The following is a 26,652-nucleotide window of genomic DNA, read 5'->3' as shown; positions in this document are numbered from 1 at the left end:
CTCTACGACGAAACCACCGCCTGGGCACACCACACCCAGAAAACCAGCAAGACTGCCGCTTGACACCCAAGCTCCTGGGATGTCTTTCACGGCACAGGGCAGGTCACCAGCGGCCGTAGTGCACTACGTCGTCGGTCGCGCGGCGGCCGCGCTTCTTCGGCGAGCCCGACTGTTCCGGTTCGTCGGAGTAGCCGATCGCGATCGCGCCGATGGGTTCGTGGTCGTCCGGGACGCCGTACAGCTCCCGGAACGGGGCCACGTTGTCGGGGACGATGCCGAAGTACAGGGCGCCGAGGCCCTGGTCCACGACGGTCTGCAGGATCAGCAGCGCCGCCATGCCGGTGTCGATGTGCCAGAACGGGACCGGCCAGCGGGACTCGTCGCGGTCGGTCCAGCCCTTGTCCGGTTCCGCGTAGCGGTCCAGGTACACGTTCTTGCAGGCCATCGGGACGATCACCAGTGGGGCCGTGGACACGCCGTTGTTCATCGGGCGCAGTTCCCAGAACTTCCGCAGGTCCTCGCCCTCCAGCACCAGGAACGCCTGTCCCTGGGAGAAGCCCGCCGACGGGCCGCGGGTCGCGTTGTGCAGGATCCGCTCGAGCACGTCCTTCGGGACCGGGCGGTCGGCGTGGAACTTCCGGACCATCCTGCGCTTGCGAACGACGTCCTGGAACTCCATGGCCCGCCCCTCAGTTCAGGAGCGCGTCGACGAACGCGCCCGGTTCGAACGGTGCCAGGTCGTCCGCGCCCTCGCCCAGGCCGACCAGCTTGACCGGTACGCCCAGCTCGCGCTGCACCTGGAAGACGATGCCGCCCTTCGCGGTCCCGTCGAGCTTGGTGAGCACGATGCCGGTGATGTCCACGACCTCGGCGAACACCCTCGCCTGCGTCAGGCCGTTCTGGCCGGTCGTGGCGTCCAGGACCAGCAGGACCTCGTCCACCTTGGTCTGCTTCTCGACCACTCGCTTGACCTTGCCCAGCTCGTCCATCAGGCCGGTCTTGGTGTGCAGGCGGCCCGCCGTGTCGACCAGGACCGCGTCCACGCCGGTCTCCACGCCGCGCTTGACCGAGTCGAACGCCACCGCGGCCGGGTCCGCGCCCTCCTTGCCGCGCACCACCTCGGCGCCTACCCGCTCCGCCCAGGTGGCCAGCTGCTCGACGGCCGCGGCGCGGAACGTGTCGGCGGCCCCCAGCATGACCGTACGGCCGTCCGCGACCAGCACCCTGGCGAGCTTGCCGGTGGTCGTGGTCTTGCCCGTGCCGTTGACGCCCGTCACCAGCACCACCGCGGGGAACTTGGTGCCGTTGTCCTCGTGTGGCAGTGCGCGGACGGCGCGGTCCATCTCGGGGTGCAGCGCGTCCACCAGCACCTCGCGGAGCAGGGTGCGGGCCTGGTCGGAGGTGCGGACACCGCGGGCGACCAGCTCCGTGCGGAGGCGCTCGACGATCTCGGTGGTGGTGGCGGCGCCCAGGTCGGCGAGGAGGAGGGTGTCCTCGACCTCGGTCCAGGAGTCCTCGTCCAGGTCACCGGCGCCGAGCAGGCCCAGCAGCCCCTGCCCGAAGGCGGACCGGGAGCGGGACAGGCGGCCGCGGAGCCGCTCCAGGCGGCCCTCGGTGGGGTCGATCTCCTCGATCGGGGCCGGCGGCTCGGTCGGTGCGACCTCGTCGACGATCGTGGGTTCGGCCGGGATGACCTCGGGACCCGCCTCGACGGCGGCCTCGACCTCCTCCGGCTCGGCCTCGACCACCTCGTCCGGTGGGGCGGCTGTCTTGGGGCCGCCCTGTGTGAAGCTGATGCCGCTGCCGGTCTGGTAGCCGCCCTTGACGGGCTTCTCCTCGACCGACGGCTTCTCCGTCAGGTTGATCCGCCGCCTGCGGTTCAGCACCACGCCCGCGATGACCGCGAGCGCGAGCAGCACGACTACGGCGACAATGATCACTATCACGGTGCTCGACACGCCGCCATCCTCGCATCACCCCGGCACAGGGGTGTCAGCGGTCGAGCAGGCCCGCCTTCACCACGGCCACCATCGCGGGCACGTCCACGGCCAGGACCGCGGCCGGATTCTTGGAGTCCCGCACCCGGGCCCCGCTGTCGGATAAGCGCACCTCGACGCAGTTGTCGCTCGCGGTGCTGCTGAACGTGCTCTTGAACCACCCGGTGTCACGCATGGTCAACCCTCCTCGTCGATCTGACGGATCAACCGAACGGAGTCGTCCTGATTGAGCGCCAACTCTTGCAGACGCCGGAACGCACGCATCTGATCTGCGGTGTCGGCGTCCTGATCGAAGTATGTGGACGGACCGAACACGACGGACGAGAACCCGATCGGCGAGCCCTTGTCACCGAACCCGAGGATCGTCATCCCTCCCCCGCGGGCGGGATTGCCGTAGGTCTCGGAACGCAGCACCTGCACCGTCAGGTTGTCGTTGTTCTCCAACAACTTCAGGATATGCAGCCGTTGTTCGCGCATGACGGCCGGACTGCCGACAGCGCCGGTGAGCGCGTCCTCGGTCAGGACGAAGCGAAGGGTCTTCGGTTCGGCGGAGCCGAGTGTCTTCTCCTGACGATCGAGGCGGAAGGAGACCCGCTCCTGCAATTCCGCGTTCGAGGGCTGCCACCAGACGCCGTCACCGTCGTCGATCATGGAGACCCGGGATGATGCCGAACTCGTAGCAGTTGATCTCGGACGCGCTCGCCTCCAGGTCGGCGAACCGCTGGAAGGACCCCGGCAGCAGGTCGGTGTAGGCCCGGCGCTTCTGCCGCGCTCTCGCCAGCGCGCCGAGTTCGAGGACCGTCTCCCGCTCGCCGCCGGTGACGCCGTAGAGGTCGAGCAGGTTCTCGAGTGTGTCGGACGCGAGTGTGCCCCGGCCGTCCTCCAGCTCCACGAGCTGCGAGCGAACCTTCCCGATCCACTCGGCGGCCGCCTGCTGCGACTTGCCCGCCCCTTCGCGAAGCCGCCGCAACGTGAGCCCGAGCTGCCCGAGGTCTACCACTCGTCGTGGATCGAGATGCGGTCCGGGATCTCGATGCGCTACGAGATCGACCACGACAACGAGATCGCGACCCTCTACTTCGGCTACCGGGACGACTACGTGCTCACCCTGGGCCGGGAGAACCTCGACAAGCTCGTCGACCTCGGTGCGGCCGCGCGGCGGGAGTTCGCCGCGCGGCCGACCGGGTGAGCTACTTCAGCACGCCCGCCGTCAACCCGGCCTGGACCTGCTTCTGGAACAGGATGTACACGATCAGCACCGGCAACAACGCGATCACCAGACCGGCGAACAACGCCGTCCAGTCACCGCGGTAGCCCTGGCTGATCGCCAGTGACGCGAGGCCCTGCGCGAGGACCTTCTTGTCCGGCTCGTTCATCAGGACCACCGGCAGCACGTACTGGTTCCAGTGCCCCAGCACGTTGAACAGGCCGATGCTGATCAGCCCCGGCTTCGCCATCGGCAGCATGACCCGGAAGAACAGGCCGAAGTGCGAGCAGCCGTCGACGATCGCGGCCTCGGCGATGGACGTCGGCTGCGTGCGGAAGAACGCGGTCAGGAAGAAGACCGTGAACGGCATCGAGAACGCCACGTACACCAGTGCCAGCGAGATGAGACTGTTGAGCCCCAGGAACTCGCCGATCACCGGGATCGTGCCCAGGTTGCGGACCACGAAGAACAGCGGCACCAGCGCCAGGAACACCGGGAAGATCATCCCGCCGACGAACAGGAAGTAGATCGCCCGGTTGCCGGGGAACGTGTACCTCGACAGCACGTACGCGGCCATGGCGCCGAACAACATCGTGAGCGGCACCGAGATGGCGACCACGATGACGCTGTTCACGAAGTACTGCCCGATGTTGGCGACCGTCCAGGCCCGCGCGAAGTTCTCGAACCGGGCGACCGCGGGCAGGCCCCACGGGTCGGACAGGAACTCCGTGTTGGTCTTGAACGACGACACCACCGCCCACAACAGCGGCAACACCGTGAGCAGGCCCCAGAACAGCAGGAACCCGCCGTTCAACAGGTTCAGCGCACCCGTGCCCGCGCCGGCACCCGTGCGCCGCCGGGGCGCCGGATCCGTGTCGACGGGTCGTTCGACAGTCGTCGTCATGACAGCTCCACCCGTTCCCGCCGGGCCACCCGCAGGAACAGCACCGCGACGATCAGCGTCAGCACCAGCAGGACCACGCCGAGTGCCGAGGCGTAGCCGAACCGGTAGTCGTTGAAGGCACTGCGGTACAGCGCCACGCCCAGCACGTCACCGGCTCTGGACGGGCCGCCGGAGATGCCGAGCATGATGTGGACGAACGCGAACGCGTCCATGGCCTGGATCGCGAGGTACACCCAGCCGACCTGCACGGTGTCCCACACCAGCGGCAGGGTCACGTGCCGGAAGGTGGTGAACCGGTTCGCGCCGTCGAGCAGCGCCGCCTCGTAGATGTCCTTCGGGATCGACTGCATCGCCGCCGAGAAGAGCACGACGTAGAACCCGACGAACGACCAGATCATGACCAGGACGACGCACCAGAACGCGAAGTTCGGGTCGCCGAGCCACGGCAGCGCGATCGAGTCCAGACCGATGGCGCGCAGGAACCCGTTGAGGATGCCGCCCGCCTCGGTCGGGGCGAAGACGTACTTGAACAGCACGCCGACGATCGCCACCGAGAGCACCTGCGGGAAGAAGTAGACGATCTTGTAGACCGACGACCCGCGCACACCCTCGACACCCGACTTGCCACGCCTGCCGACGTTGAGCATCGACGCGAAGAACAGTCCCAGCAGGACGGTCACGGCAGGCACGACGACCAGCAGGATGGCGTTGTTCTTCAGCGCCACCAGGAACTGCTCGTCGGCGAACAGCTTCACGTAGTTGTCGAAGCCGACCCACTTCTGGCTCGCCGTCAGACCGGTCCAGTCCGTCATCGAGATGAAGATGGCCTGCACGTACGGGGAGACCACGAACAACCCGTAGATCCCCACCGGCAGCAGCAGGAAGGCCACGATGAACAGGTACTTGCCGTGCTGGAGGGCGGGTCCCGGCTTCGAGACCCGCCCACGCACGGTCTGCTTACGTGCCACTGCTAGCGCGTGTACTTCGTGATCGAGTCGTCGTCGCGGACCTTCTGGGCCTCCGCCTCACACGCGGCGGTGAACTCGTCGACCGACTTGCGGGCGGCGAGCAGGTCGCCGATGTGCGCGTTGATGCCCGGGTTCCACATCTTCGCGTACCAGGTCTGGTACATCCAGCTGACGACGTCGTCGCCCGCGGCGTCCAGCGCCTTCTTCGCGGAGGTGAGACCCGCGGGCAGCTCGACACCGTCGGCGGAGCCGTCCACGACGGTGAGGCTGGAGGTCTCCTTGGTGAAGCCCTTCGCACCCTCGTTGGAGAGCATGATCCGCATGTACTCCAGGCCGCCGCGCGGGTTCTTCGCCTGCTTGGGCACGATGTAGGGCTCGCCCGGCGCGGCGTAGATCGTCTCGAACGGCATCGCCGAGTCGCCGGAGAGCAGCGGCTCCGGCGTGAACGCGAACTCGAAGCCCTCCGGCGTGACGTCCTTCTGCTCGCTCTCGAGCCAGGAACCACACGGGATGAACGCGGCCTTGCCCTCACTCCAGGCGTTCTGCGACTGAATGTGGTCCATGCCCTCGGTGCCGGACAGGTAGTACCCGGCGGAGCGCAGGCCGGCGAGCGCGTTGGCGGACTCCTTGATCGCCTCGTGCTGCCAGGCGCCCTTCTCGAGGTTGTCGATCGCCTTGAGGACGTCCGGGCCACCGAGCTTGGCGGCCATGGTGAGCAGCGGCCAGGTCATGTACCTGGCGTGGATGCCCTGGTAGGCCCACGGCGCGATGTTGGCGGCCTTGATGTCCTTGGACAGCTCGGTCATGTCGGCCCACGTCTTCGGCGGGGTCCAGCCGTGCTCGTCGAAGAGCGTCTTGTTGTACCAGAGGCCGAAGACCGTCAGCGCCATGTGCAGCACGTAGGGCTTGTCGCCGAAGGTGCCCTGCTGGATCGCACCCGGTACGAGGGTGTCCTTGACCTTCTTGTTCGGGTCGTCCCAGCTCGGCGCCTCGAACAGGTCCGTCAGGTCGTACAGCTGGTCGTCGGACACCAGCTGGCCGAGCGGGATCTGGCCGTCACCCGAGTCGTTCACGAAATCCGGCGGGTTGCCGCCGACGAAGCGGGACTGCAGCGCACCCGCGATGTCGACCTCGGCCTTGTGGTTGATCTTGGCGTCCGGGTACTTCTTGGAGTACATCGGCTCGTGGATGCCGGTGGCGTACTTGTCACCGAACCCGCCGTTGAAGATGTAGATCTCGAGGGGCTGGTCGGTCGGCACGCCGAGCGGGTTGTCAGCGGTCTTCTCACCCTCGGTCTGCTCCTGACCGCCGCCGGAGGTGGCGCAGCCCGCGAGGAACCCGCTGCCCGGCAGCACGAGCGCGCCGGTGGCAAGTGCCCCCCGCAGGAAGTTCCTCCTGCTCCAGTCCGCCGAAAAATTGGTCATGCTCGCTCCTCGTGGTCTTGGCATCGTCGCCGGTGGAGAACCCGCCCCCGACAGCAGGGTGACACATTATCGCCCTGGTCTATACCTTCGGCCGCCAACACTCAACCACTTTGGACATCGATTTGGTCAAGAAGTAACCACACGACTTGCGTGGTCGGACGGTGTCCATTAGCCACAAAGCCGTGACTTCGTGCCGGGTGATCGGACTGCTGTCCGGAACGTCCATGGACGGCGTGGACGTAAGCGTCGCCGAACTGCGGCTGATCGGTGACATCGTCGAGCTACGGCCCGTCGGGCACACCGAGCTGCCCTACCCCGCGGACCTGCGGACCGCGCTGCTCGGGGTGCTGCCGCCGAACGGGACCACCGCCGAGCAGATCTGCAAGCTCGACACCGCGGTGGGCCAGGCCTTCGCGGCGGCCGCGGCCCACGCGTTCGCCACGATCGCGGACGGGCGCGCCGACCTGGTCGCGTCGCTCGGGCAGACCGTCCACCACTGGGTCGAGGGCAATCGCGCCCTCGGCACGCTGCAGCTCGGCCAGCCCGCGTGGATCGCGGAGGCGACCGGGCTGCCCGTGGTGTCCGACCTGCGGGCCAGGGACATCGCCGCGGGCGGGCACGGCGCGCCGCTCGCCGGTGTCCTCGACCGGCTGTGGCTGCGGGACAGCACCGAGACCACGGCCGCGCTCAACATCGGCGGGATCGCCAACATCACCGTCGTCGCACCCGACCGGCCCGCGCTCGCGTTCGACACCGGGCCGGGCAACGCGCTGCTCGACGCGGCCGCGCGGATGATCTCCGGCGGGGTGTGGCACCAGGACGTCGACGGCGACCTCGCCGCACAGGGCACGGTCGTGCCGGAGCTCCTCGACGTCCTGCTGGCCGACCCGTACTACGCGCTCGCCCCGCCGAAGTCGACCGGCAAGGAGCACTTCCACTCCGGGTACCTCACCTCGGCGCTCGAGAAGGTCGAGCACGTCGCGGGCGACGACCTGCTCGCCACGCTCGTCGAGCTGACCGCGGCCACCGTCGCCGACGCGTGCCGCACGCACGGCGTGACCAGGGTGGTCGCGTCCGGCGGCGGCGTGCGCAACCCGACGCTGATGGCCGCGCTGCGCGGGCGGCTCGACCCGGCCACGCTGGTCACGAGCGACGCGCTCGGCCTGCCGTCGGATGCCAAGGAGGCCTACCTGACGGCCCTGCTCGGCTTCCTGACCTGGGCCGGGTCACCGGCCGACACGACGGGCACCACGGGCTCGCGCGGCCCCCGGCTCCTGGGCACCGTCACGCCGGGCAACGGGCCCCTGGTGCTGCCCAGCCCAGCGACAACCCAGGTCACGCGCCTGCGCGTGCGTGACGGCGACAAGACCGCAGAGAAGGCAGGAGAGACCCATGCGCGCGCTTGACGTCGCGATCATCGTGATCTTCCTGGTCGGGATGCCGCTGCTCGGCATCCTGATCGGCGGGCGGCAGAAGTCCGCCACCGACTACTTCGTCAGCGAGAAGAAGATCTCGTGGTGGGTCGTGTGCCTGTCGGTCGTGTCCGCGGAGACCTCGACGCTGACCGTGCTGTCGGTGCCGGTGGTGGCCTACCTCGCGCCACCCGCGGCGGGCGGCATGACCTACCTGACGCTCGCGCTCGGGTACATCGTCGGCCGGATCATCGTGTCGTTCGTGCTGCTGCCGCGCTACGTCGCGGGTGACCTCGTGACCGCGTACGCGTTCCTGGGCAAGCGGTACGGCGACGGCATGCGCGCGACCGCTTCGGTGACGTTCCAGTTCACCCGCCTGCTCGCGGACGGCATCCGGCTGTTCGCCACCGCGATCCCGATCAAGGTCGTGCTGGCCGCGTACGGGGTGCACGCGTCGTACTGGGTGATCGTGACCGTGCTGGGCATCGCGATGGTGTTCTACACGTTCGTCGGCGGGGTGCGCGCGGTCGTGTGGGTCGACGCGATCCAGATGCTCTGGTACGTCCTCGGTGGCGTCATCGTCGTGGTCGCGCTGGCGCAGGCGCTGCCGTCCGGCTGGTTCGGCGAGGCCGTGGACGCGTCGAAGTTCCAGCTGTTCGACTTCTCGTCCGACCCGCTGACCGGCGGCTTCCCGTTCCTGGCCGCGTTCTTCGGCGGCGCGCTGCTCGCGATGGCGTCCCACGGTGTCGACCAGCTGATCGTGCAGCGGCTCATGTCGACCGGGGACGTGCGCGCGTCGCAGAAGGCGCTGATCGCGAGCGGTGTCGTGGTGTTCCTGCAGTTCGCGTTCTTCCTGTTCATCGGCGTGATGATGTGGGCCTTCTACCAGGCCGCGGTGCCGACGGACCCCACGTCGTCCGGTGGTCTCGGGCTGGGCAACAAGGACGAGCTGTTCGCGAACTTCATCGTGACCGAGCTGCCGTCCGGGCTGTCCGGGTTCGTGATCGCGGGGATCCTCGCCGCCGCGCTGTCCTCGTCGCTGGGCGCGCTGGCGTCGGCGACGGTGACCGACGTGTACGAGCGGGTGTCGCGGCGGCCCCTGTCGGACGCCGACCGCCTGCGGCTGGGCCGGATCTGGACCGTCGTGTGGGCCGGTCTGCTGATCGTGTGCGCCGGCCTGTTCGCGACCGCCAACCGGACGACCGCCGACCCGATCGTCGTGCAGGCGCTCGGCATCACCGGCTACACCTACGGCGCGCTGCTCGGCGCGTTCCTGCTGGGCCTGATCTTCAGGCGTGCCAGGCAGTTCGACGCGCTGGTCGCGTTCGTGGCGACGGTCGTGGTGATGACGTTCGTGATCCTCGGCGTGAAGTTCGCCGGCCCGTCGGCGGCGGCCGACCCGGTGGCCAACGGGTACGCGGAGTGGACGTCGATCCGGATCGACTTCTCGGCCGCCGCGCCTGCGGAGGGCGTGCGGACGTTGACGACCTGGTGGTACACCCCGCTCGGGGTCATCGTGACGCTGGTGGTCGGCGGTCTGCTGTCGCTGCGCCACCCCCGGCGGCCGGAACCGGACGTCGAGGAGGCAGCGGCGGCCAAGGCCGCGTAGATACGTGAAGCATGGGTTGCTACACGGGCTACTTGCTACGAGACGACGACGGGTCGAGCTGGTGGGCAGAGACCAAGTGGGGTGCCTGGGACCTGACCGACGAGGCGGCGCGCACCGAGGTCATCGACTGGGTGCGCGCCGACGGCTCGCTCCTCACGCCCGAAGGCCCCGTGCGCTTCGGTGCCTCGACGTGCCGGGGCGTCGCGCTCGATCTGCGTGACCTCGTGTTCCGGACCTTCCCGTGTGACCTGAAGGGCATCCACCACGAGGGCCTGGACATGCGGATCAGGAAAGCGCGGCACTGGGACGGCTGGGACGCCGGGTTCGCGTGGGGCGGCCGCGAGGAGTTGGGTGACGTGGTCCCGGGAGCGCGGCATGTGATCGAGCCGTACGACCTGTCGTTCCGGCCGCTGGCGGAGCTGCCGCTGGCGGACCGGGACGAGTGGGCCTTGGACGAGGGCCACCTGATCAGCGTCGTCACCGCGGATCTCCACGTCCTCGACTACCAGCTCGAGCGCCGCTTCACCGACGCCGACAGCCTGCTGCCGTGGCTGGTCCACGGGTCTGCGCTCGTCGATGCACTCCGCGAGGAGGCGCCGTACGAGACCCCGTGGGAGGACTCCGTCGACGCGGGCGTCGTCATCGACCTGGACCAGCGGGTCCTGAATTACTGGTCGGACGATTTCGTGCCCTCCCGCCTGCTCGCGGACGTCCAGGGGGCGTGGCCGGGCTGGCCGGTCCGGCGGCTGCCGTACGGGCTGGCCGGGCACCTGGCCGCGACCGGCCGCCGCGACGACGAGGCACTGGCGTCCCACGCCGACGCGGAGTGGGACGTCGCCCGCCGCGCCCTCCGTCCTGACCCGCGGCCCCTGCGGGGCTAGCCTGCCGAGCGGGCCTTGTGCGCGGCCGTGCGGGCGGCCTTCGCCACCTGCTTGTCCGGGTGGTGGGCGCCGATGAGGGTCAGTACCTCGTACGTCTGCGGGTGCGGGAGGCGCCACGCGGCGGCGAGGACCTCCTGCTCCTGGCCCGGCGGCACGATGGACACGAACATCTCCCCCGCCACCACCTCGTCGTAGGTGCCGAGCTGGTCGGCGGTCGCGGCCAGCAGGTCCACCAGCAGCAGCGCGAGCTCCGCCGGCGCCAGCTCGCGGTCCAGCGCCACCAGCGCGTACGGCCGGAGCATCTCGTCGTCCAGGACCGACTCCCACTGGGTGCCGGGCACGTCGCCCAGCACCGTGGTCGCGTGCACGCGGGCCTGCGGGGTCGCCTCGGACGCGGCGGCGAGGAGGTCCGCGGGTTCGTGGCCGTCGAGCCACTCGGTGGTCAGCCCGGTGAGTTCGTCCTCGGTCAGGCCGCCCACCGCCGACAGCAGGTCCGCCGCCGTCATGTCCGCCACCGGCGGCAGGAGCGGGATCTCGATGCCGCCCTCCACCAGCTCCTCACGCATCGCGAACAGGCCCAGCGGGGTCAGGCGCGCCGTCTCGCCGTCCACCTCCACCGCGCCGTGTTCGATCAGGCGGTTGAGCAGCGCCTCGGCCGGGTCGCCGTGTGCCGCCACCCACGCGTCCCACGCCGTGTCGTCCTCGAGGTGTTCCGCCGCGATCTCGTGCGCGGACTCCCGCAGGTCCGCCATCGGCACACCCGCGCCGCGCATGAGGAACATCGGCAGTGCCAGCGAGCCGAGCGCGGCCAGGTCGAGGTCCTCGTCACCCGCCAGCTCGGCGTCGATCTCCACGCTCGGCAGGATCTGCGTGAACGCGGCCGTCCACGTGCCGAGGTCCTCCTGGTCCTCGCCGGTCGGCCACAGGTCCGCGTTCGCGTCCGCCTCGCTGTCGTCCGCGGACACCACCACGAGGTCCGTGGCCAGCGCGGCTTCCCAGTACAGCAGCAGCTCGGCCGGGGTGGCGCCGAGGTGCTCCGCCGCCTCCGCCGCGTCGGGCTCGGTCAGGTCACCCTCCTCGGTGACCTCCCGCCGTTCGCCCACCCACGCGACGAGCGCGGCGACCCGCCGCATCAGCTCGCTCTCCCGTGCCACCGCGGCCAGCTCGGCGAGCGGCGGCACGACCAGGCCGGGCAGCTGCTCTGGCAGGCCCAGCAGCTCGGCCAGGTCCTCGGCGTCCTCGAAGTCGTCCAGGTCGACGGTCATCCGCTCAACCTAGTCCCCCCGGTCACACGGCGGGCCGGTGCGCGGTCGCGATGTCGGACCGGTAGCTCACCAACTCCTCCGCCAGCTCGAAGCCGAGTTTCGTGAACATGCGCTCCGACGGGTCGTTCCCGGACCGGATCAGTGCCGCCGCCCGGTCCCGGACCCCGTCGGCCGCCGACAGCTCGCCGAGCAGCCGCCGCACCAGCGCCCTGCCGACCCCGCACGAGCGCGCGTCCTCCGCGACGCCCACCACGTCCACGTAGTACTCCTCGGCCTGCGTGTACCCGCCCGCGTAGCCGAGCAGGCCGTTCTCGCCCAGCAGGACCACCACCCGGTGCCGGTCACCGGCCACGAGCTGAGCCCCGTTCGTCGGCGCGCCGGGGAAGCACCGGTCGTGCAGCCCGGCCACCGCGGCCTTGATCGCCGGGTCGGCAGGCAGCGGGACGACGCGGTCGTCGGGGGTGTGGCGGACGAGCAGGCTGCGCAGGGGCGCGGCCGTGAGCGTGAAGCAACGCGTGGACATGGCCGCCCGCATGCCGTGGCGGGCGGCGAAGTCGGCGAGGAGCCGGTTCTCGCTGTGACCGAACAGTTCCAGGACGCGCACGCCTGCGAGGGCGGGCAGCCGCAGGGCCTGCTCGAGCATCGCGTCGGCCGTGGCCTGCCACAGGTTGCCCGCGGCGGGGTGGTTGGCGGGTACGTCCACGTACGGGCCGTACAGGTAGGCGCGCCGCTGCCCGGGGTCGACCTCGACGGACAGGGCACCGCGCACGCGGCCGCCCCGGTCCTCGGCGACCACGGCACACGCGGGCCATGCGGGTTCGATGGCGGCCAGTTCCTCGGCCACCTCCTGCGGGGTCTCACCGTGGAAGGCGATCCGGTGGGCTGGCTCGTGCTGCAGCCGCGCCACCAGCGCGATCACGGCCTCCCGATCGGCCGGGTTCGCGGTTCGAACGTCATACATGTACGAAATCCTGAACTGCCGCACCCGCTCCGCGCGAGTGGATTACTGCCCCTTCGGGCGACACCCGGCGACCGGCGGGGCAGCGTTCGCCGCAGCCCCTCAAAACCGGCCCCTGACCAGCCGATACTTGGCCCTCGCCGGAGACGCCGGCGAAACCGTTCGCAATTCTTTTCGCAGAAGGGCCATGCTCGATGGCTGAATTCGATGTCAAGCGGGTTTCTACCCTGGAATGGGCTGGCATCGGTGCCGGTCTCGCAGCCTTCATCTTCAGTTTCCTGCCGTGGTACTCGGTGGACGTGGCCGGCTTCGGTGGCGGCAGCCTCAGCGCGTGGAGCACCGGCTTCTTCGCTCTGATGTCCGTGCTGCTGCTGATGGCGGCGGGTGGCCTCGTGCTCGCCCCGCACTTCGGGGTCCAGGTGGCGCGCCTGCCGCTGATCTGGCTGTCGCTGTCCGGCGTGGCCATCCTGTTCATCCTGCTCCAGTGGCTGATCCTGCCCGACGACGGCGGCATCGGTGACTTCAGCCTGCTCGGTGGCTCCGGCATCGAGTCCGGTGCCGGGTTCGGCCTGATCCTGGGCCTGATCGCCGCGCTCACGTCGGCCGGGGGTGCCCTCATGGCCTTCCGCGGGGCGCCGAAGCCCGCGCCCGGCGCGAACCCCGCCGCGGCCTGACCCACCAGCCCCGAAACGCCCCCTTTCCGAGCCGGGAAGGGGGCGTTTCGCTGTCAGCTCTGGGGCTGGGGCTCCGGTTCCGCCGCCGGTTCTGCCTGCGGTTCCGCCGCCGCCAGGGGCTTGGGCTTCGGGTTGTCCTCGCCGTGCATGCGTTGCGAGATCACCTGTGTGATGCCGTCGCCGCGCATGCTGACGCCGTAGAGCGCGTCGGCGATGTCCATGGTCGGCTTCTGGTGGGTGATGATGATCAGCTGCGAGTTGTGCCGGAGCTCCTGCAGCAGACCGATCAGGCGGCGCATGTTCACGTCGTCCAGCGCGGCCTCCACCTCGTCCATGACGTAGAAGGGCGAGGGGCGGGCGCGGAAGATCGCCACCAGCATGCCGACGGCCACGAGCGACTTCTCGCCACCGGACAGCAGCGACAGCCGCTTGATCTTCTTGCCGGGCGGCCGGGCCTCGACGTCGACGCCGGTGGTCAGCATGTCCTCCGGCTCGGTGAGGATCATGCGGCCCTCGCCGCCGGGGAACAGGGTCGAGAACACGGTCTCGAACTCGCGGGCCACGTCGTGGTAGGCGGACGCGAAGACCTCGAGGATCTTGTCGTCCACCTCCTTGACGACGGTCAGCAGGTCGCGCCGCGTCGCCTTCAGGTCCTCCAGCTGCGTGGACAGGAACTTGTAGCGCTCCTCGAGGGCCGCGAACTCCTCCAGCGCCAGCGGGTTGACCTTGCCCAGCAGCGTGAGGTCCCGCTCCGCGCGCTTGGCGCGGCGCTCCTGCGCGGACCGCTGGTACGGGATCGGCTGCGGCTCGCTGACCGGGTCGCCCGCCTCCTTGGCCGCCTCGTACTCGGCGAGCTCGGCAGGTGACGGCGGCACCGGCACGTCCGGGCCGTACTCGGCGACCAGGTCGTCCAGGCCGATGCCGAACGCCTCCGCGATCTTGGTCTCGAGCTGTTCGAGGCGCAGCCGCTGCTCGGCCCGCAGCACCTCGTCGCGGTGCACGGCGTCGGTCAGCTTCTCCAGCTCGGTCGACAGCTCACGGACCCGGTTGCGGACCTCCTGCAGCACCCGCTCGCGGTCGTACCGCTCGGACTGCACCGTGTCGCGCTCGCGGGCGGCCGCGGCCAGCGACTGCGCGATCCGCTCCAGGGCCAGCTCACCGTTCCCGACCACCGCACGCGCCACCGCGGCGCCGTGCGCCCGCTGGGCCATGGCCCGCTGTGCCCGCTCCCGCGCCTCCCGCTCGGCACGTGCGGCGCGGCGCAGCTCCTCGGCCTTGCCGTACAGCGCGCGGTGCCGCTCCTCGGCGGTGCGCAGGGAAAGCCGGGCGTCCATCTCCTGCTGGCGGGCGGTGGCCAGCGCGGCCGTCGCCTCGTCGCGTTCGACGGTGTCCGGCTCGTCCTCGAGCACGGTCTCGTCCTCGGCGACGGTCAGGCGCTCCTCCAGCTCGGCGAGCTTGATCAGCGCCTGCTCCCTGGCTTCCTCGACCTGGGTCCGCTGGTTCTGCACGCGCTCGGCCTCGGCCTGCGCGGACCGGACCGCGGTCTGCATCCGCGACAGCCGCTCCGCGGACCGGGCGGCACGGACCTTCGCCTCGTTCTTGGCCTCCGCGGTGGCCTGCGCCTCCTGGAGCCTGGCCGTCGACTCGGCACGGGCACCGGCCAGCGCGGCGGAGGCCCGCTCGGCGGCGCTCTCCGCGGCGGCGAGCTTCTCGTTGGCCTCGTCGACCGCGGCCTGCACCTCGATCACGCTCTGCGCGCGCGAGGTGCCGCCGACCGCCCAGTGCGCGCCCAGCACGTCACCGTCGGGCGTGACGGCCCGGACCGACGGGTGGGCGTCCACGATCAGCCGCGCGATCGGCAGCGACTCCACGACCGCGACCTTGTCGAGTGCCTTCGCGACCGCGGGCCGCAGCGCCTCGGGCGCCCGCACGAGGTCCACGGCCCAGCGCGCGCCCTGCGGCAGCACCGGCCAATTCGTCCGGTCATGGTGGCCAGTGCCGTCGGACCAGCCGCCCACGACGATCCCCGCGCGGCCCGCGTCGGAGCCACGCAGCAGTTCGAGCGCGGCCACGGCGTCATCGCCCGTGGCCACCGCCACCGCGTCCGCGACCGGTCCCAGCGCGGCGGCCAGCGCGGCCTCGGCACCGGGCTCGACGGTCAGCAGGGCCGCGACCGACCCGAGCAGGCCCGGCAGCCGGTCGCCGGCGGCGAGCAGCACACCCGCGCCGTCCTTGCGGTTCAGGCCCATCGACAGCGCGTCGACCCTGGCCTTCCACGACGCGATGTCCTTCTCCGCGGTCCGCTCGGCCCGCACCAGCTCCTCGACGCGGGCCTGCGCGGCCTTCTGCGCCTCGACGGCACGCAGGTGGCGATCGGCCAGCCCGGCGTCGTCGGAGTCCTCGATGCCGGTCTCCTCCTGGGCCTCGGCCAGCTCGACCGCGGCCAGCTCGGCCCGCTCGGTGGCCTCGGCCAGGTTGACCGAGAGCCGGTCGATCTCCTCGGCGGTGGCGCCGGTCTTGCTGCGCAGCGCCTCGACCTGGCCGGCGAGGCGCGCGAGGCCCTCCCGCCGGTCGGCGACCGCGCGGACGGCGGCCATGTGCGCCTTCTCCGCGGCCCGCACCTGCTCTTCCAGCTCGGCGCGCCGCTCGGCGGTGTCGCCGAGCAGGCCCCTGGCGACCTCGACGTGCTCGCCCAGCTCGGCCTCGCGGATGGCCGTCTCCTCGGCCTCCAGCTCCAGCTCCTCGGGGTCCGGCCCGCTCGAGGACAGGTCGACGGCCGCCGACATGTGCCGCTCGCGCTCGACGGCGAGCCGCACGGTGCCGCGCAGCCGCTCCTCCAGCGCGGAGAGCCGGTACCAGGTGTCCTGTGCGGCGGCGAGGCGTGGCGCGTCGACCGCGAGCTGGTCCTCCAGCGAGGTCTGCTTCGCGTCGGCGACCTCGAGCAGCTGCTCGACATCGTGGCGGCGGGCGCGGGCGGCGGCCTCGTCGGCCTGCTCCTTCGCGATCTCCCCGCGCTGCGTGACCAGGTCGTCGGCGTGCAGGCGCAGCCGCGCGTCCCGCAGGTCGGCCTGCACGGCCTGGGCCTTGCGGGCGATCTCGGCCTGCTTGCCGAGCGGCTTGAGCTGGCGGCGCAGCTCGGCGGTCAGGTCGGTGAGCCGGGTGAGGTTGGCCTGCATCGCGTCGAGCTTCCGCAGCGCCTTCTCCTTGCGCTTGCGATGCTTGAGGACACCCGCGGCCTCCTCGATGAACGCGCGGCGCTCCTCCGGCTTCGACTCGAGGATCTGCGCGAGCTGGCCCTGACCGACGATGACGTGCATCTCCCGGCCGATGCCGGAGTCGGAGAGCAGCTCCTGGATGTCCATCAGGCGGCAGGAGTTGCCGTTGATCTCGTACTCGCTCGCGCCGTCGCGGAACATGCGGCGGGTGATCGACACCTCGGTGTACTCGATCGGCAGCGCGCCGTCGGAGTTGTCGATGGTGAGGCTGACCTCGGCACGGCCAAGCGGGGCGCGGCCGGAGGTGCCCGCGAAGATGACGTCCTCCATCTTGCCGCCGCGCAGGTCCTTCGCGCCCTGGGTCCCCATCACCCAGCGCAGGGCGTCCAGCACGTTCGACTTGCCGGACCCGTTCGGGCCGACGACACACGTGATCCCGGGTTCGAAACGCAGCGTGGTCGCCGAGGCGAACGACTTGAAGCCCTTGAGCGTGAGGCTCTTCAAATGCACGAGACTCCGGCCCTCTCAGCCCGCGGATTGGCCGTTCTATCCGTCCGAGGGTACCCGTGGGTCGATCGAGTACGTGGGAGGTGCCACCCGAGTCACGTCACCTGCCGGGTGCCTGGATGGTCGCCACGACCGTCTCCCGGTCGTCCAGCAGGTACTCGAGCTTCCAGATCTTGCCGAGCGGCATGGACGTGCTCCCCGGGATCTCCGCGTCCGGGTCGTGGTCGGTGCCCCACCACCCCGCGACCTCGTACTTGCCGTAGTGGTCGTACACCTTCAGATAACACAGGCGACCTGGGGGAGCACCGTGGATCTCGGACAGGATCTCGGTGCCCCACTTCCGGTCGATCAGCCGCGCCTGGACACTCGTCGCACCCACCTCGGTACTCCACGTGATGCCTTCGACGGGCGGCGGCTCCCGCAGCGCACGCCAGCCGAAGACACCCGCGACCGTCAGCACGATCACCGCGGCGGCCGCCGTGGCGACCCGCCAGTGCCGGCGCCGGCTCGGCAGTTCCGGCAGCGGGTGCACGGGCGTGTCGCGCGGCTCGGGGATCGGGAGCAGCGGCACCGGTTCGGTGACCGGCTGGACCTGCGTGCCGACCGGCGACCCCGCCGTGCCCTCCGCTCCGGTCGGTGGCAGGTCGTCGGCGAAGTCCTCCGGGCTGATCTGGTTCAGCAGGCCGGGCAGCGGCGAGAGGCGGACCAGCTCGCCCCGGCAGATGTCGCAGTAGGAGAGGTGCGCCTCGAACGCGGAGCGCTCGGCCGGCTCCAGGGCGCCGAGCAGGTAGACACCCAAGGTCATCGTGTGGGGGCAGGTCACGGCTCGGTCACCCCTCTCTCCTCCAGTGCGTCGCGCAGCGCACGAAGCGCGTAGAACGATCTCGACTTGACGGTGCCCGGCGGCACGCCGAGGACCTTCGCGGTCTCGGCGATGGTCCGTCTGGTGAAGAACAGCTCACCGATCACCGCGCGGTGGTCGGCGGACAGCGCCCGCATGGCCTCGGCCACCTGCCAGCCCTGCAGCACGCGGTCGAATTCGTCGGTGGGGCGCGGCCAGTCCCGTTCCAGGATCGGCACCTCGTCGACCCGCGCGCTCTGCTTCCGGTAGCCGGAGACCACGAGGTTGCGGGCGACCGTGTAGAGCCACGGCCCCGCGTGCTCGGGGTTGAGCGTGTCGCTGTTGCGCCACGCGCGGAGCAGCGTCTCCTGCACGACGTCCTCGGCGTACTGGTGGTCACCACCGACCGCACGCAGCACATAGCCGTAGAGCGGTCGGCGGTACCGGCTGTAGAGCTCGCGGATGAGCTCGTCTTCCTGGTCCGGGGTGTTCCCCACGCACCAGTCATACGCGAAGGTCGTCGGAAAGGTTCAGACGGGGCTGGGTGCTGGGGTTCGCAGGCGTTGGGTGGTGTTCCGCACGGGCTGTGAAGGGCGCTTTCACGGCGATCCGGGCCCCGGAGCCACGCACCACTGCCGTCGGCCCAGCTGAGGTTGGCGCACGTTGGTGGACGCGGCGCTAGCGCTCCACGAACCCCGTCACGTTTCCTTTGGCGTCCGACCACCGCTCGACGACCAGATCGACGTGACCGGGGGTGGTGCCGCCGCGCAGCAGTCCGAGCAAGGCGTCGCAGTCCTGCCTGGGGCCTTCCGCGACGACCTCGACCCTGCCGTCGGCGAGGTTGCTCGCGTACCCGCGCAGTCCCAGCTCGGAGGCGCGGCTGCGGGTCCACCAGCGGAACCCGACCCCTTGAACTCGGCCGTGTACCCAGGCCGTCAGCCGGACGTGTGCGTCAACCACGGAACGTGAGATTCCTGCTCGTTCGATGTTGCGTTCGGTAAAGCTGCTAAGTTACCGCGCTGTGATGCGCTGCCTGCAGTGACCGATCGGTCGTGCAGCGATTCTAGGAGGGCTTCGGGGATGCTCGGACCAGAGGACCGGATGGACGAGGCACCGCCCACCGACCAGGGAGGCGCCCTGCGCCGCACACCGTATCTCGCGCTCGGTGTCGCCGGAGTGGTCGTGTCGACCGCCTTCGCGACCGTGGCCATGCTCGCGGGCGGCCAGACCGGGGAAGCGCAGCCGGAGCGCACGAGCGACTCCATCGAGGTGCGCGACACGACGACGGACAACACGTCGACCACGACGACGTCCGCCACCACCACGTCGACGACCACGTCCACCACGACGTCGACCACCACGACCACCACCACGAAGAAGCGCACCACCACGAACGACGACACCACCGACGAGCCGCAGCCGCCGGCCCCGCCGACGAAGTCCACCACGACGAAGTCGACGACCACGCCGCCCCGCACGACCACGACCACCACCACGACGACCACGACCCCACCCCCGACGACGGACCCGCCGCCCACGGACCCGCCGCCCGGTGGCAGCAGCTCTGGTGGCTCGACGACGGATTGATCCCCGTCCGGACGACGTGAAGACGAAACGGCCCGCCGGCTTCCCGGCGGGCCGTTCGCATGCGGCGGTGGCCGCCGGGAGAACGCGGCGGGCCTCGGCGCACCGCACGCGATTCCCGGCGGCAGTCCTTCCCGGCGACGGCCAGGCGCCCATCCCGAGGTCCACCGCGGCGGCCGCCGCGACTACCTCCCCCGAGCCGCAAAGTCAGTTCGCCGGTGGCGACCTGCGGGGATGGTTGTTTTCGTAGGTCAATTGTCATCCTTCTGTTATCAAGTTCACCCGATCGTGGTAACTTTCCGCGCCGTGGCCTTGCCCCGTAGACGGAGACCAGTGCTGCCGACCCTGACGGCGGTGCTCGCCGGTGCGCTTGTCGCAGGCACCGCCACGTTGCTCGTGCAGCCGGCCGGGCAGCCGGCGGGCGACGAGGACGGATTACGCATCGGGCTCAGTGACGACCACGTCGTCGTCGACTCGCCAGGTGACCTGGTCCGGCCCGCGCCCGGCACCAACTCCTCCGCCACCCCCGCCCCGCCCGACACGCCGACCACGTCGTCCGCCCCGCCAACGACGTCGACCACCACCGAGGCGCCCGCTCCCCCGCCGCCGCCCGAGACGACCGAGGCGCCACCCCCGCCGCCGCCGACCGCGACCGGTGGCAGCGCCCAGGACCAGGTCGTCAGCCTCGTGAACTCCTTCCGCGCCGACGCCGGCTGCGGACCCGTCACCGCCGACGACCGGCTCGCCGCCGCCGCGCAGGGACACGCCGAGGACATGTCGGAGCGTGACTACTTCTCCCACACGTCACTCGACGGGCGGACCTTCGACGAGCGGATCCGCAACGCCGGCTATCCGAGCCCGGGTGCGGAGAACATCGCCCGCGGCGCGACGACCGCGGAACAGGTCATGCAGATGTGGATGGACTCCGACGGTCACCGCCGCAACATCCTCAACTGTGACCTCTCGGCCATCGGTGTCGGCCTCGACCGCGACGGCTTCTACTGGGTGCAGAACTTCGGGTTCTGACGGTCTACCGAGCGGACTCGCGCACCAGGCAGAACGGGTGCCCACCAGGGTCCGCGTACACCCGCCACCCACGCGCCGAGTCGTCGAGCAGCTCAGCCCCCGCCGCCAGCGCCTCCTCGTGCGCGGCGTCGAGATCCGCCACCCCGAGGTCCAGGTGCGACTGCTGCGGGTACCGGGAGTCCGGCCAGCGCGGCGGCTGGAAGTCGGCGACCCGCTGGAAGCACAGCACCAGCCCGGTCGGCAGGTGCAGCGTGGACCACCCGCCGCCCAGTGACCACCGCCGGTCCGGCCGGTTGACCTCCCCGCCGAGCAGCGCGTGGTAGAACCGCGCCAGCTCATCGTCGTCGGGACAGTCGAGCACGACGCACTGCAAGATCGCTTTCACGGCTCGAACCGATATCCCATCCCGGCCTCGGTGAGCAAATGCCGAGGCCGCGACGGCCGCGGCTCCAGCTTGCGGCGCAGCTGCGCCAGGTACACCCGCAGGTAGTGCGTCTCCGACGCGTACGACGGCCCCCACACCTCCTGCAGCAGCTGCTTCTGCGCCACGAGCTTGCCCCGGTTGCGCACCAGCAGCTCCAGCACACCCCACTCGGTGGGCGTCAGGTGCACCTCGGCGCCGTCGCGGATCACCTTCTTCGCCGCCAGGTCCACGGTGAACGCCTGCGTCTCGACCACCGCCTCCTCACCGGCGGGCACGGTCGACGCACGCCGGACCGCGGCTCGCAGGCGCGCGAGCAGCTCGTCCATACCGAACGGTTTCGTCACGTAGTCGTCGGCACCGGCGTCCAGCGCGGACACCTTGTCGCCGGAGTCGGTGCGGGCCGAGAGCACGATGATCGGCACGCTCGTCCACCCGCGCAGCCCCTCGATGACCTTCGCGCCGTCGATGTCCGGCAAGCCGAGGTCCAGCACCACGACGTCCGGGTGCTCGGTGGCGGCGACGCGCAGCGCCTCCTGCCCGCTCGCGGCCGTCGACACGTCGTAGCCCCGTGCCGCGAGGTTGATCCGCAACGCCCGCACGATCTGCGGCTCGTCATCGACGACAAGCACTTTCGTCACGCCTGCACACTCCTGTCCACCGGCAGTGAGAGCACGACGGTGAGCCCACCGCCCGGCGTGTCCTCCGTACCGATCGTCCCGCCCATGGCGTCCATGAAACCCTTCGCCACGGACATGCCGAGCCCGATCCCGCTCGTGCTGTCCCCGAGCCGCTGGAACGGCGCGAACAGCTTCTCCGCCGTGCCCTTCGGCAGGCCGCGGCCGTGGTCGACCACCCGCAGCTCCACCCGGTCGTCGTGTGCGCTGGCCCGGATCGCGATCGGCGGCTCGGCGGGCGGTGCGGTGGCGGACGCGACGCCGGTCCGGTCGGGCCACCCGTGCCGCAGCGCGTTGTCCACGACGTTCGCGACGACCCGTTCGAGCAGCCCGCCGTCGGCGAACACCGCGGGCAGGCGCTCGTCGACCTCCATCGCCACGTCCACCGCCACCGAGGACCGGCCGTCGAGCGCGGCGAGCGCACGCGCCACGACCTCGTCGTAGGTGACGGCACGCAACCGCGGCCGCACCGCGCCGGTCGCGAGCCGGGACGAGTCGAGCAGGTTGTCGATGATCGCGGACAGCCGGTCGGCCGACTCCTCGATGTCGGCCAGCAGCTCGGCGCTGTCCTGCGCCGACAGCGTCAGGTCGGGGGCGCGCAGGCTGCCGACCGCGGCCTTGATCGACGTCAGCGGCGTGCGCAGGTCGTGCCCCACCGCGGACAGCAGCGCGGTCCGCAGCTCGTTCGTGGCGGCGGCCCGTTTCGCCTCCGCGGACTCGGCGGTCATCCGCTGCTGCCGCAACGCGAGGAGTGCCTGTCCCGCAACGGTTTCCAGCACACCCCGGGTCTCGGCGGGCAGCACGCGGCCCCGCAGCGCGAGGTGCACGTCCGGGGTCACCGCCACGTCGGTGTCGGCGTCGTCCGGCCCGGTGCACGGGGACGGCCCGACGCACGCGACCTGGTGCCACTCCCCGTCGCGGCGCTCCAGCAGCGCGACCGACGACAACCCGAAGTTCTCCCGCACCTTCTCCAGCAGCCGGTCCACCGGCCGCGGCGACGTCAGCACCGTGCGGGCGTACGAGGTGAGCAGCGACGCCTCGGTGCGCGCCTCCGCCGCCTGCACGGTGCGCCGCGCCGCCCGGTCGACCACCAGCGCGACCAGCACGGCGACGATCACCATCACGACCAGCGTGACCAGGTTCTCCGACTGGGCGATCGTCAGCGTGTGCAGCGGCGGGGTGAAGAAGAAGTTCAGCAGGAACCCGCAGAACACCGCGGCGAACAACGCGGGCCCGAGGCCGCCGATGAGCGTCACGGTCACGATCACGAGGAAGTAGCCGACCGCCTCCGTCGACAGCGACACGTGCGCCTTGAGCAGCAGCCCGATGACGGTCGCGAGCAGCGGCAGCACCGCGGCCGCGACCCACCCGGTGACCCGTCTCGGCAGCGCCAGCGGGCTGCGTTCCGACCTCGGCCGCGAGGCCCGGCGCGCCTGCGCGTGGGTGACCATGTGCACGTCGATCGGCCCGGACCGCTGCACCACGGTCGCGCCGATGCCCTCGTTGAACAGCCGCGCGAGCCGCGACCGCCGCGAGGTGCCGACGACGAGCTGCGTCGCGTTCACCCCGCGCGCGAAGTCCAGCATCGCGTCCGGCACGTCGTCGCCGACCACCGTGTGGGAGGTCGCGCCGAGGTTCTTGGCGAGCCTGCGGATCTCGGCCACCGCACGCGGTGACACGCCGGCCAGCCCGTCACCACGCAGGATGTGCAGCACGAGCAGCTCGGCGCCCGCGCGCACGGCGACGCGGCTGGCGCGGCGGATCAGCGTCTCGCTCTCCGGCCCGCCGGTGACCGCGACGACCACCCGCTCGCGCGCCTCCCACGTGTCGGTGATCTGCTGCTCGGCCCGGTACCGCTGCAGGGCCACGTCGACCTGGTCGGCGACCCACAGCAGCGCCAGCTCCCGCAGCGCGGTGAGGTTGCCGGGCCGGAAGTAGTTGCCGAGCGCGGCGTCGATGCGGCGGGCCGGGTAGACGTTGCCGTGCGCGAGGCGGCGGCGCAGCGCCTCCGGCGTGATGTCGATCAGCTCCAGCTGCTGCGCGCCGCGCACCACCTCGTCGGGCACGGTCTCCTGCTGCCGCACACCGGTGATCCGCTCGACGACGTCGTTGACGCTCTCCAGGTGCTGGACGTTGAGCGTGGACAGCACGTCGATACCCGCGTCGAGCAGGACCTGGATGTCCTGCCAGCGCTTGGGGTTGCCCGCGCCGGGGACGTTGGTGTGCGCGAGCTCGTCGACCAGCACGACCTCGGGCGCGCGGGCGAGCACGGCGCCGAGGTCCATCTCCTCGAAGTCGCGCCCCCGGTGGGTCAGCCGCCGCCGGGGGACGACCTCCAGGCCCTCGAGCAGCTGGTCGGTCCTGGCGCGTTCGTGGGACTCGACGAAGCCGACGACCACGTCGGTGCCGCGCTCGAGCCGCCGGTGCGCCTCGCCGAGCATCGCGTAGGTCTTGCCGACCCCGGGCGCCGCGCCGAAGTAGATGCGCAGCTCGCCCCGGCGGAACTCCTCACTCACGTGCACCAGCCTCCTCCGGGTGCCGCCGGGATGGTGGCGCGTTGACGACTTCTTCACACGTGCGGTGATGCGGCCGACATCTGGACAACAAGCAGACAACCTGTCGACTATGGGACTTCTGTCGGGGATTCCATTGCTTGGGCAACTAGTGCCAGGGGGACGGGCAAAAGTTAGCGTTTGTAAACCGAAGGACTCGCCTCCGGATAAGGCATCCATGAACGACCTTCCGAAACCCCGCCGAACTCGCGCCGACGCCGTCCGCAACCGCGAACAGATCCTTCGTGCCACCGTTGACCTCATGCTTGAGCAAGGTCCGGCCGTGCCGCTGGAGATGATCGCGCGCCGGGCGAGCGTCGGCATCGCGACGCTGTACCGCCATTTTCCGGACCGGATGGTATTGCTTCGTCAGGTCGCGCTGGACGTGCTGACACAGTCCGCGATAGCGGCGAAGGCGGCGTTGCAGGAGGAACCGGACGCGTTCACGGCGCTCGCCCGGTACCTGCACGACGCGATCGACCTCCGCATCGGGGTCGTCATGCCGATGCTCGCCGAGCGCGTGCTGATGGACGACGAGCTGATGGCCGCCCGCGACGCGTCACAGGCCGCGCTCGCCGCGGTCGTGCGGGCCGCGCACGACGAGGGCTCGCTGCGGGCGGACGTCGGGTCCGGCGACATCGGCCTGCTCATGATCAGGATGACCCCGCCGCTGCCGGTCCCCCTCTCCCCGGCGGACAACCACCGGCTCAGTCACCGCCACCTGGAGCTGGTGCTCGACGGGCTGCTGCGGTTCCTCGCCGTCGACTCCCTGCCGGGCAGACCACTGGACCTGCAGGAGCTGGGCGACATCCCGCGCGACGAGAACGGCGACTACCTGTCGGTGATGGAGGACGGGAACAGTCGCTGCCGGCAGACCGTGCACGGACCCGACGACGTCAGGAACGGGACCGGCGCTGGCACCTCGGGCAGAAGTACGACGAACGGTTCATGAACGGCTCGCGCCGGATCGCCGTCCCGCACCGCCCGCAGGGCAGGCCTTCCTGGCCGTAGACGGCGAGCGACCGGTCGAAGTAGCCGGACTGGCCGTTCACGTTGACGTACAACGCGTCGAACGACGTGCCGCCCTGGCCGAGCGCCTCCCGCATGACGTCGGTGGCCGCCGCGAGCACCTCGGTCGCCTTGGCCAGGGAGATCCCCTCGGTCGGGCGGGTCCAGTGCAGTTTCGACCGCCACAGCGCCTCGTCGGCGTAGATGTTGCCGATGCCCGACACCAGTGTCTGGTCGAGCAGCGCCCGCTTCAGCTCGGTCTTCTTCCTCCGCAGCGCGGCGACCGCGGCCCGCACCGAGAAGTCCGGGTCCATCGGGTCGCGGCCGATGTGCGCGATCGCGGACGGCAGCCGGGCGCCGTCGACGGTCACGAGGTCGTCGACGAGGAAACCGCCGAACGTGCGCTGGTCGACGAACCGCAGCTCCGGGCCGCCGTCGGTGAAGTCGAACCGGACGCGCAGGTGCTTCTCGTCGGGTGCGCCGACGGGCTGGACCAGCAGCTGGCCGCTCATGCCGAGGTGGGCGAGCAGCGCGATGTCCGGGTTCGTCTCGTCCGACAGCTCGAGCCACAGGTACTTGCCGCGCCGCTGGGCCGCGGCGATCGTGCGGCCCGCGAGCCTGCCGGTGAAGTCGGCCGGGCCCAGCAGGTGCCGCCGGATCGCCCTGGGGTGGAGAACCGCGACAGCCGCGATCGTGCGGCCGGTGACGTGCCCGTCGAGGCCTGCCCGCACCACCTCGACCTCGGGTAGCTCAGGCACCCTTGCCGCGCTGTTGCTGATCGCCCGCCTTCTCGGCGGCGGCCTTGATGATCTCCGACAGCGTGCGCCAGGCCGCCTCGGCGGCCTTCTGCTCGGCTTCCTTCTTGGTCGTGCCGTCCCCGCTGCCCCGGTCCTGGCCCGCGACGATCACCGTGGCGGTGAACTCCTTGCGGTGGTCCGGACCTTCCTCCTGGACGCGGTACTCGGGCACGCCGAGGCTCGCCGACGCCGTCAGCTCCTGCAGCGACGTCTTCCAGTCCAGCCCGGCGCCGAGCAGCGGCGCCTCCGCGAGCAGCGGGTCGAACAGCCGGTGCACGAGCGTCCGCGCGACTTCGATGCCGTGCGCGAGGTACACCGCGCCGATCACGGCCTCCATGCCGTCGGCGAGGATGCTCGCCTTGTCCCGGCCGCCGGTCAGCTCCTCGCCCTTGCCCAGCAGCATGTGGGCACCGAGGCCCTCGTCGCCGAGCCCGCGTGCGACGCCGGCGAGCGCGTGCATGTTCACGACGCTCGCCCGCAGCTTCGCGAGGTGCCCCTCCGGCAGGTCCGGGTGCGTCCGGTACAGGTGGTCGGTCACCACCAGGCCCAGCACCGCGTCGCCGAGGAACTCCAGCCGTTCGTTCGGCGGCAGACCACCGTTCTCGTACGCGTACGAACGATGCGTCATGGCGAGCTTCAGCAGCTCGTCGTCCAGTTGGACGTCGAGCGCTTCAAGCAGCTTGCGCGGGTCGGCCGTAGGCCCCCTGGCCGCCCTACCCCCCACC

The 26,652-nt window shown here is 70.8% G+C and carries 27 protein-coding genes; 8 read left to right on the top strand and 19 right to left on the bottom strand.

What is annotated here, in order from left to right; all coding sequences use genetic code 11:
- Nucleotides 1–103: 103 nt before the first annotated feature.
- Genes FHR82_RS22575 through FHR82_RS22555 form a run of 5 tightly spaced genes read right to left on the bottom strand, consistent with a single transcriptional unit; the run spans nt 104 to nt 2,997 of the window.
- Complete coding sequence (locus FHR82_RS22575) at nt 104–679, bottom strand: nitroreductase family protein (protein ID WP_184812429.1); 576 nt, start codon at nt 677–679, stop codon at nt 104–106.
- Between the two features lie 10 nt (nt 680–689).
- Nucleotides 690–1,958: a signal recognition particle-docking protein FtsY gene (gene ftsY / locus FHR82_RS22570; RefSeq protein ID WP_184812428.1), complete on the bottom strand. Its 1,269-nt coding sequence runs from the start codon at nt 1,956–1,958 to the stop codon at nt 690–692.
- Between the two features lie 34 nt (nt 1,959–1,992).
- On the bottom strand, nt 1,993–2,172 hold the full coding sequence (locus tag FHR82_RS22565; protein WP_184812427.1) for a DUF397 domain-containing protein: 180 nt from the start codon (nt 2,170–2,172) through the stop codon (nt 1,993–1,995).
- 2 nt (nt 2,173–2,174) lie between these two features.
- Nucleotides 2,175–2,648, bottom strand: coding sequence for a DUF5753 domain-containing protein (locus FHR82_RS22560; RefSeq protein WP_184812426.1), 474 nt, complete (start codon nt 2,646–2,648; stop codon nt 2,175–2,177).
- Entirely contained in the window at nt 2,632–2,997 is a 366-nt protein-coding gene (locus FHR82_RS22555; protein WP_184812425.1) for a helix-turn-helix domain-containing protein, read from the bottom strand. The genes FHR82_RS22560 and FHR82_RS22555 overlap by 17 nt, the downstream gene beginning before the upstream one ends.
- A gap of 15 nt (nt 2,998–3,012) precedes the next feature.
- Here FHR82_RS22555 and FHR82_RS22550 point away from each other — a divergent pair, with 15 nt between their 5' ends.
- Complete coding sequence (locus FHR82_RS22550) at nt 3,013–3,186, top strand: hypothetical protein (protein ID WP_184812424.1); 174 nt, start codon at nt 3,013–3,015, stop codon at nt 3,184–3,186.
- Nucleotide 3,187: 1 nt separating this feature from the next.
- Here the strand turns inward: FHR82_RS22550 and FHR82_RS22545 are convergent, their stop codons facing one another.
- Genes FHR82_RS22545 through ngcE form a run of 3 tightly spaced genes read right to left on the bottom strand, consistent with a single transcriptional unit; the run spans nt 3,188 to nt 6,500 of the window.
- Nucleotides 3,188–4,108: a carbohydrate ABC transporter permease gene (locus tag FHR82_RS22545; protein WP_184812423.1), complete on the bottom strand. Its 921-nt coding sequence runs from the start codon at nt 4,106–4,108 to the stop codon at nt 3,188–3,190.
- A complete protein-coding gene (locus tag FHR82_RS22540) occupies nt 4,105–5,076 on the bottom strand; it encodes a carbohydrate ABC transporter permease (RefSeq protein ID WP_311771217.1) in 972 nt (323 codons plus the stop codon). Before FHR82_RS22540 ends, FHR82_RS22545 begins: the two co-directional genes overlap by 4 nt.
- 2 nt (nt 5,077–5,078) lie before the next feature.
- The gene (ngcE, locus tag FHR82_RS22535; RefSeq protein ID WP_184812422.1) at nt 5,079–6,500 is read right to left on the bottom strand and encodes an N-acetylglucosamine/diacetylchitobiose ABC transporter substrate-binding protein; all 1,422 of its coding nucleotides are present in this window, start codon (nt 6,498–6,500) and stop codon (nt 5,079–5,081) included.
- A gap of 224 nt (nt 6,501–6,724) precedes the next feature.
- Here ngcE and FHR82_RS22530 point away from each other — a divergent pair, with 224 nt between their 5' ends.
- The 3 genes from FHR82_RS22530 to FHR82_RS22520 are packed head-to-tail and all read left to right on the top strand — an operon-like array spanning nt 6,725 to nt 10,402.
- Nucleotides 6,725–7,906 carry an anhydro-N-acetylmuramic acid kinase gene (locus FHR82_RS22530; RefSeq protein WP_221464188.1) on the top strand — a complete coding sequence of 394 codons (1,182 nt, stop codon included), beginning with the start codon at nt 6,725–6,727 and terminating at the stop codon, nt 7,904–7,906.
- The gene (locus tag FHR82_RS22525; RefSeq protein WP_184812420.1) at nt 7,893–9,521 is read left to right on the top strand and encodes a sodium:solute symporter; all 1,629 of its coding nucleotides are present in this window, start codon (nt 7,893–7,895) and stop codon (nt 9,519–9,521) included. The genes FHR82_RS22530 and FHR82_RS22525 overlap by 14 nt, the downstream gene beginning before the upstream one ends.
- An 11-nt stretch (nt 9,522–9,532) precedes the next feature.
- Nucleotides 9,533–10,402, top strand: a complete 870-nt coding sequence (locus tag FHR82_RS22520) for a hypothetical protein (protein ID WP_184812419.1) — start codon at nt 9,533–9,535, stop codon at nt 10,400–10,402.
- On the opposite strand, the gene FHR82_RS22515 is transcribed toward FHR82_RS22520, so the two are convergent.
- On the bottom strand, nt 10,399–11,667 hold the full coding sequence (locus FHR82_RS22515; RefSeq protein ID WP_184812418.1) for a hypothetical protein: 1,269 nt from the start codon (nt 11,665–11,667) through the stop codon (nt 10,399–10,401). The genes FHR82_RS22520 and FHR82_RS22515 overlap by 4 nt on opposite strands.
- A 22-nt stretch (nt 11,668–11,689) precedes the next feature.
- On the bottom strand, nt 11,690–12,628 hold the full coding sequence (locus FHR82_RS22510) for a GNAT family N-acetyltransferase (protein WP_184812417.1): 939 nt from the start codon (nt 12,626–12,628) through the stop codon (nt 11,690–11,692).
- Nucleotides 12,629–12,819: 191 nt separating this feature from the next.
- Here FHR82_RS22510 and FHR82_RS22505 point away from each other — a divergent pair, with 191 nt between their 5' ends.
- Entirely contained in the window at nt 12,820–13,299 is a 480-nt protein-coding gene (locus tag FHR82_RS22505; RefSeq protein ID WP_184812416.1) for a hypothetical protein, read from the top strand.
- 53 nt (nt 13,300–13,352) lie between these two features.
- On the opposite strand, the gene smc is transcribed toward FHR82_RS22505, so the two are convergent.
- The 4 genes from smc to FHR82_RS22485 all read right to left on the bottom strand — a co-directional run bounded on the left by smc (nt 13,353) and on the right by FHR82_RS22485 (nt 18,822).
- Nucleotides 13,353–17,024: a chromosome segregation protein SMC gene (gene smc / locus FHR82_RS22500; RefSeq protein WP_184812415.1), complete on the bottom strand. Its 3,672-nt coding sequence runs from the start codon at nt 17,022–17,024 to the stop codon at nt 13,353–13,355.
- A 97-nt stretch (nt 17,025–17,121) separates the two neighbouring features.
- On the bottom strand, nt 17,122–17,826 hold the full coding sequence (locus tag FHR82_RS22495; protein WP_221464035.1) for an anti-sigma factor: 705 nt from the start codon (nt 17,824–17,826) through the stop codon (nt 17,122–17,124).
- A 14-nt stretch (nt 17,827–17,840) separates the two neighbouring features.
- On the bottom strand, nt 17,841–18,359 hold the full coding sequence (locus tag FHR82_RS22490) for a sigma-70 family RNA polymerase sigma factor (protein WP_184812413.1): 519 nt from the start codon (nt 18,357–18,359) through the stop codon (nt 17,841–17,843).
- Nucleotides 18,360–18,540: 181 nt separating this feature from the next.
- Nucleotides 18,541–18,822, bottom strand: a complete 282-nt coding sequence (locus FHR82_RS22485) for an acylphosphatase (protein WP_184812412.1) — start codon at nt 18,820–18,822, stop codon at nt 18,541–18,543.
- A 120-nt stretch (nt 18,823–18,942) separates the two neighbouring features.
- Here FHR82_RS22485 and FHR82_RS22480 point away from each other — a divergent pair, with 120 nt between their 5' ends.
- Complete coding sequence (locus FHR82_RS22480) at nt 18,943–19,449, top strand: hypothetical protein (protein ID WP_184812411.1); 507 nt, start codon at nt 18,943–18,945, stop codon at nt 19,447–19,449.
- Between the two features lie 330 nt (nt 19,450–19,779).
- The gene (locus FHR82_RS22475; protein WP_311771216.1) at nt 19,780–20,472 is read left to right on the top strand and encodes a CAP domain-containing protein; all 693 of its coding nucleotides are present in this window, start codon (nt 19,780–19,782) and stop codon (nt 20,470–20,472) included.
- 4 nt (nt 20,473–20,476) lie between these two features.
- On the opposite strand, the gene FHR82_RS22470 is transcribed toward FHR82_RS22475, so the two are convergent.
- The 3 genes from FHR82_RS22470 to FHR82_RS22460 are packed head-to-tail and all read right to left on the bottom strand — an operon-like array spanning nt 20,477 to nt 24,086.
- Nucleotides 20,477–20,857 carry a VOC family protein gene (locus FHR82_RS22470; RefSeq protein WP_184812409.1) on the bottom strand — a complete coding sequence of 127 codons (381 nt, stop codon included), beginning with the start codon at nt 20,855–20,857 and terminating at the stop codon, nt 20,477–20,479.
- Nucleotides 20,854–21,534, bottom strand: a complete 681-nt coding sequence (locus FHR82_RS22465; protein WP_184812408.1) for a response regulator — start codon at nt 21,532–21,534, stop codon at nt 20,854–20,856. The genes FHR82_RS22470 and FHR82_RS22465 overlap by 4 nt, the downstream gene beginning before the upstream one ends.
- Entirely contained in the window at nt 21,531–24,086 is a 2,556-nt protein-coding gene (locus FHR82_RS22460) for a DUF4118 domain-containing protein (protein ID WP_376706429.1), read from the bottom strand. Before FHR82_RS22460 ends, FHR82_RS22465 begins: the two co-directional genes overlap by 4 nt.
- Here FHR82_RS22460 and FHR82_RS22455 point away from each other — a divergent pair.
- Complete coding sequence (locus tag FHR82_RS22455; RefSeq protein WP_311771215.1) at nt 24,052–25,074, top strand: TetR/AcrR family transcriptional regulator; 1,023 nt, start codon at nt 24,052–24,054, stop codon at nt 25,072–25,074. The genes FHR82_RS22460 and FHR82_RS22455 overlap by 35 nt on opposite strands.
- Here the strand turns inward: FHR82_RS22455 and mutM are convergent.
- Complete coding sequence (gene mutM / locus FHR82_RS22450; RefSeq protein WP_184812405.1) at nt 25,019–25,888, bottom strand: bifunctional DNA-formamidopyrimidine glycosylase/DNA-(apurinic or apyrimidinic site) lyase; 870 nt, start codon at nt 25,886–25,888, stop codon at nt 25,019–25,021. The two genes, FHR82_RS22455 and mutM, sit on opposite strands and share 56 nt — an antisense overlap.
- Nucleotides 25,881–26,651, bottom strand: a complete 771-nt coding sequence (gene rnc / locus FHR82_RS22445) for a ribonuclease III (protein WP_184812404.1) — start codon at nt 26,649–26,651, stop codon at nt 25,881–25,883. Before rnc ends, mutM begins: the two co-directional genes overlap by 8 nt.
- Nucleotide 26,652: the final 1 nt, after the last annotated feature.

Source organism: Actinophytocola algeriensis, from assembly GCF_014203735.1.
In the GTDB taxonomy this organism is placed as follows: domain Bacteria; phylum Actinomycetota; class Actinomycetes; order Mycobacteriales; family Pseudonocardiaceae; genus Actinophytocola; species Actinophytocola algeriensis.
This window is presented reverse-complemented; position numbering and strand designations above follow the sequence as displayed.

What these genes read in the sequence shown, in the direction of transcription:
- FHR82_RS22575 (WP_184812429.1), bottom strand. Translation starts at nt 679, where the DNA reads ATGGAGTTCCAGGACGTCGTTCGCAAGCGCAGGATGGTCCGGAAGTTC.
- FHR82_RS22520 (WP_184812419.1), top strand. Translation starts at nt 9,533, where the DNA reads ATGGGTTGCTACACGGGCTACTTGCTACGAGACGACGACGGGTCGAGC.
- FHR82_RS22455 (WP_311771215.1), top strand. Translation starts at nt 24,052, where the DNA reads ATGCGCAGCTCGCCCCGGCGGAACTCCTCACTCACGTGCACCAGCCTC.
- FHR82_RS22515 (WP_184812418.1), bottom strand. Translation starts at nt 11,667, where the DNA reads ATGACCGTCGACCTGGACGACTTCGAGGACGCCGAGGACCTGGCCGAG.
- FHR82_RS22550 (WP_184812424.1), top strand. Translation starts at nt 3,013, where the DNA reads ATGCGGTCCGGGATCTCGATGCGCTACGAGATCGACCACGACAACGAG.
- FHR82_RS22530 (WP_221464188.1), top strand. Translation starts at nt 6,725, where the DNA reads ATGGACGGCGTGGACGTAAGCGTCGCCGAACTGCGGCTGATCGGTGAC.
- FHR82_RS22495 (WP_221464035.1), bottom strand. Translation starts at nt 17,826, where the DNA reads ATGACCTTGGGTGTCTACCTGCTCGGCGCCCTGGAGCCGGCCGAGCGC.
- FHR82_RS22510 (WP_184812417.1), bottom strand. Translation starts at nt 12,628, where the DNA reads ATGTATGACGTTCGAACCGCGAACCCGGCCGATCGGGAGGCCGTGATC.
- ngcE (WP_184812422.1), bottom strand. Translation starts at nt 6,500, where the DNA reads ATGACCAATTTTTCGGCGGACTGGAGCAGGAGGAACTTCCTGCGGGGG.
- FHR82_RS22565 (WP_184812427.1), bottom strand. Translation starts at nt 2,172, where the DNA reads ATGCGTGACACCGGGTGGTTCAAGAGCACGTTCAGCAGCACCGCGAGC.
- FHR82_RS22505 (WP_184812416.1), top strand. Translation starts at nt 12,820, where the DNA reads ATGGCTGAATTCGATGTCAAGCGGGTTTCTACCCTGGAATGGGCTGGC.
- FHR82_RS22545 (WP_184812423.1), bottom strand. Translation starts at nt 4,108, where the DNA reads ATGACGACGACTGTCGAACGACCCGTCGACACGGATCCGGCGCCCCGG.
- FHR82_RS22480 (WP_184812411.1), top strand. Translation starts at nt 18,943, where the DNA reads ATGCTCGGACCAGAGGACCGGATGGACGAGGCACCGCCCACCGACCAG.
- FHR82_RS22525 (WP_184812420.1), top strand. Translation starts at nt 7,893, where the DNA reads ATGCGCGCGCTTGACGTCGCGATCATCGTGATCTTCCTGGTCGGGATG.
- FHR82_RS22560 (WP_184812426.1), bottom strand. Translation starts at nt 2,648, where the DNA reads ATGATCGACGACGGTGACGGCGTCTGGTGGCAGCCCTCGAACGCGGAA.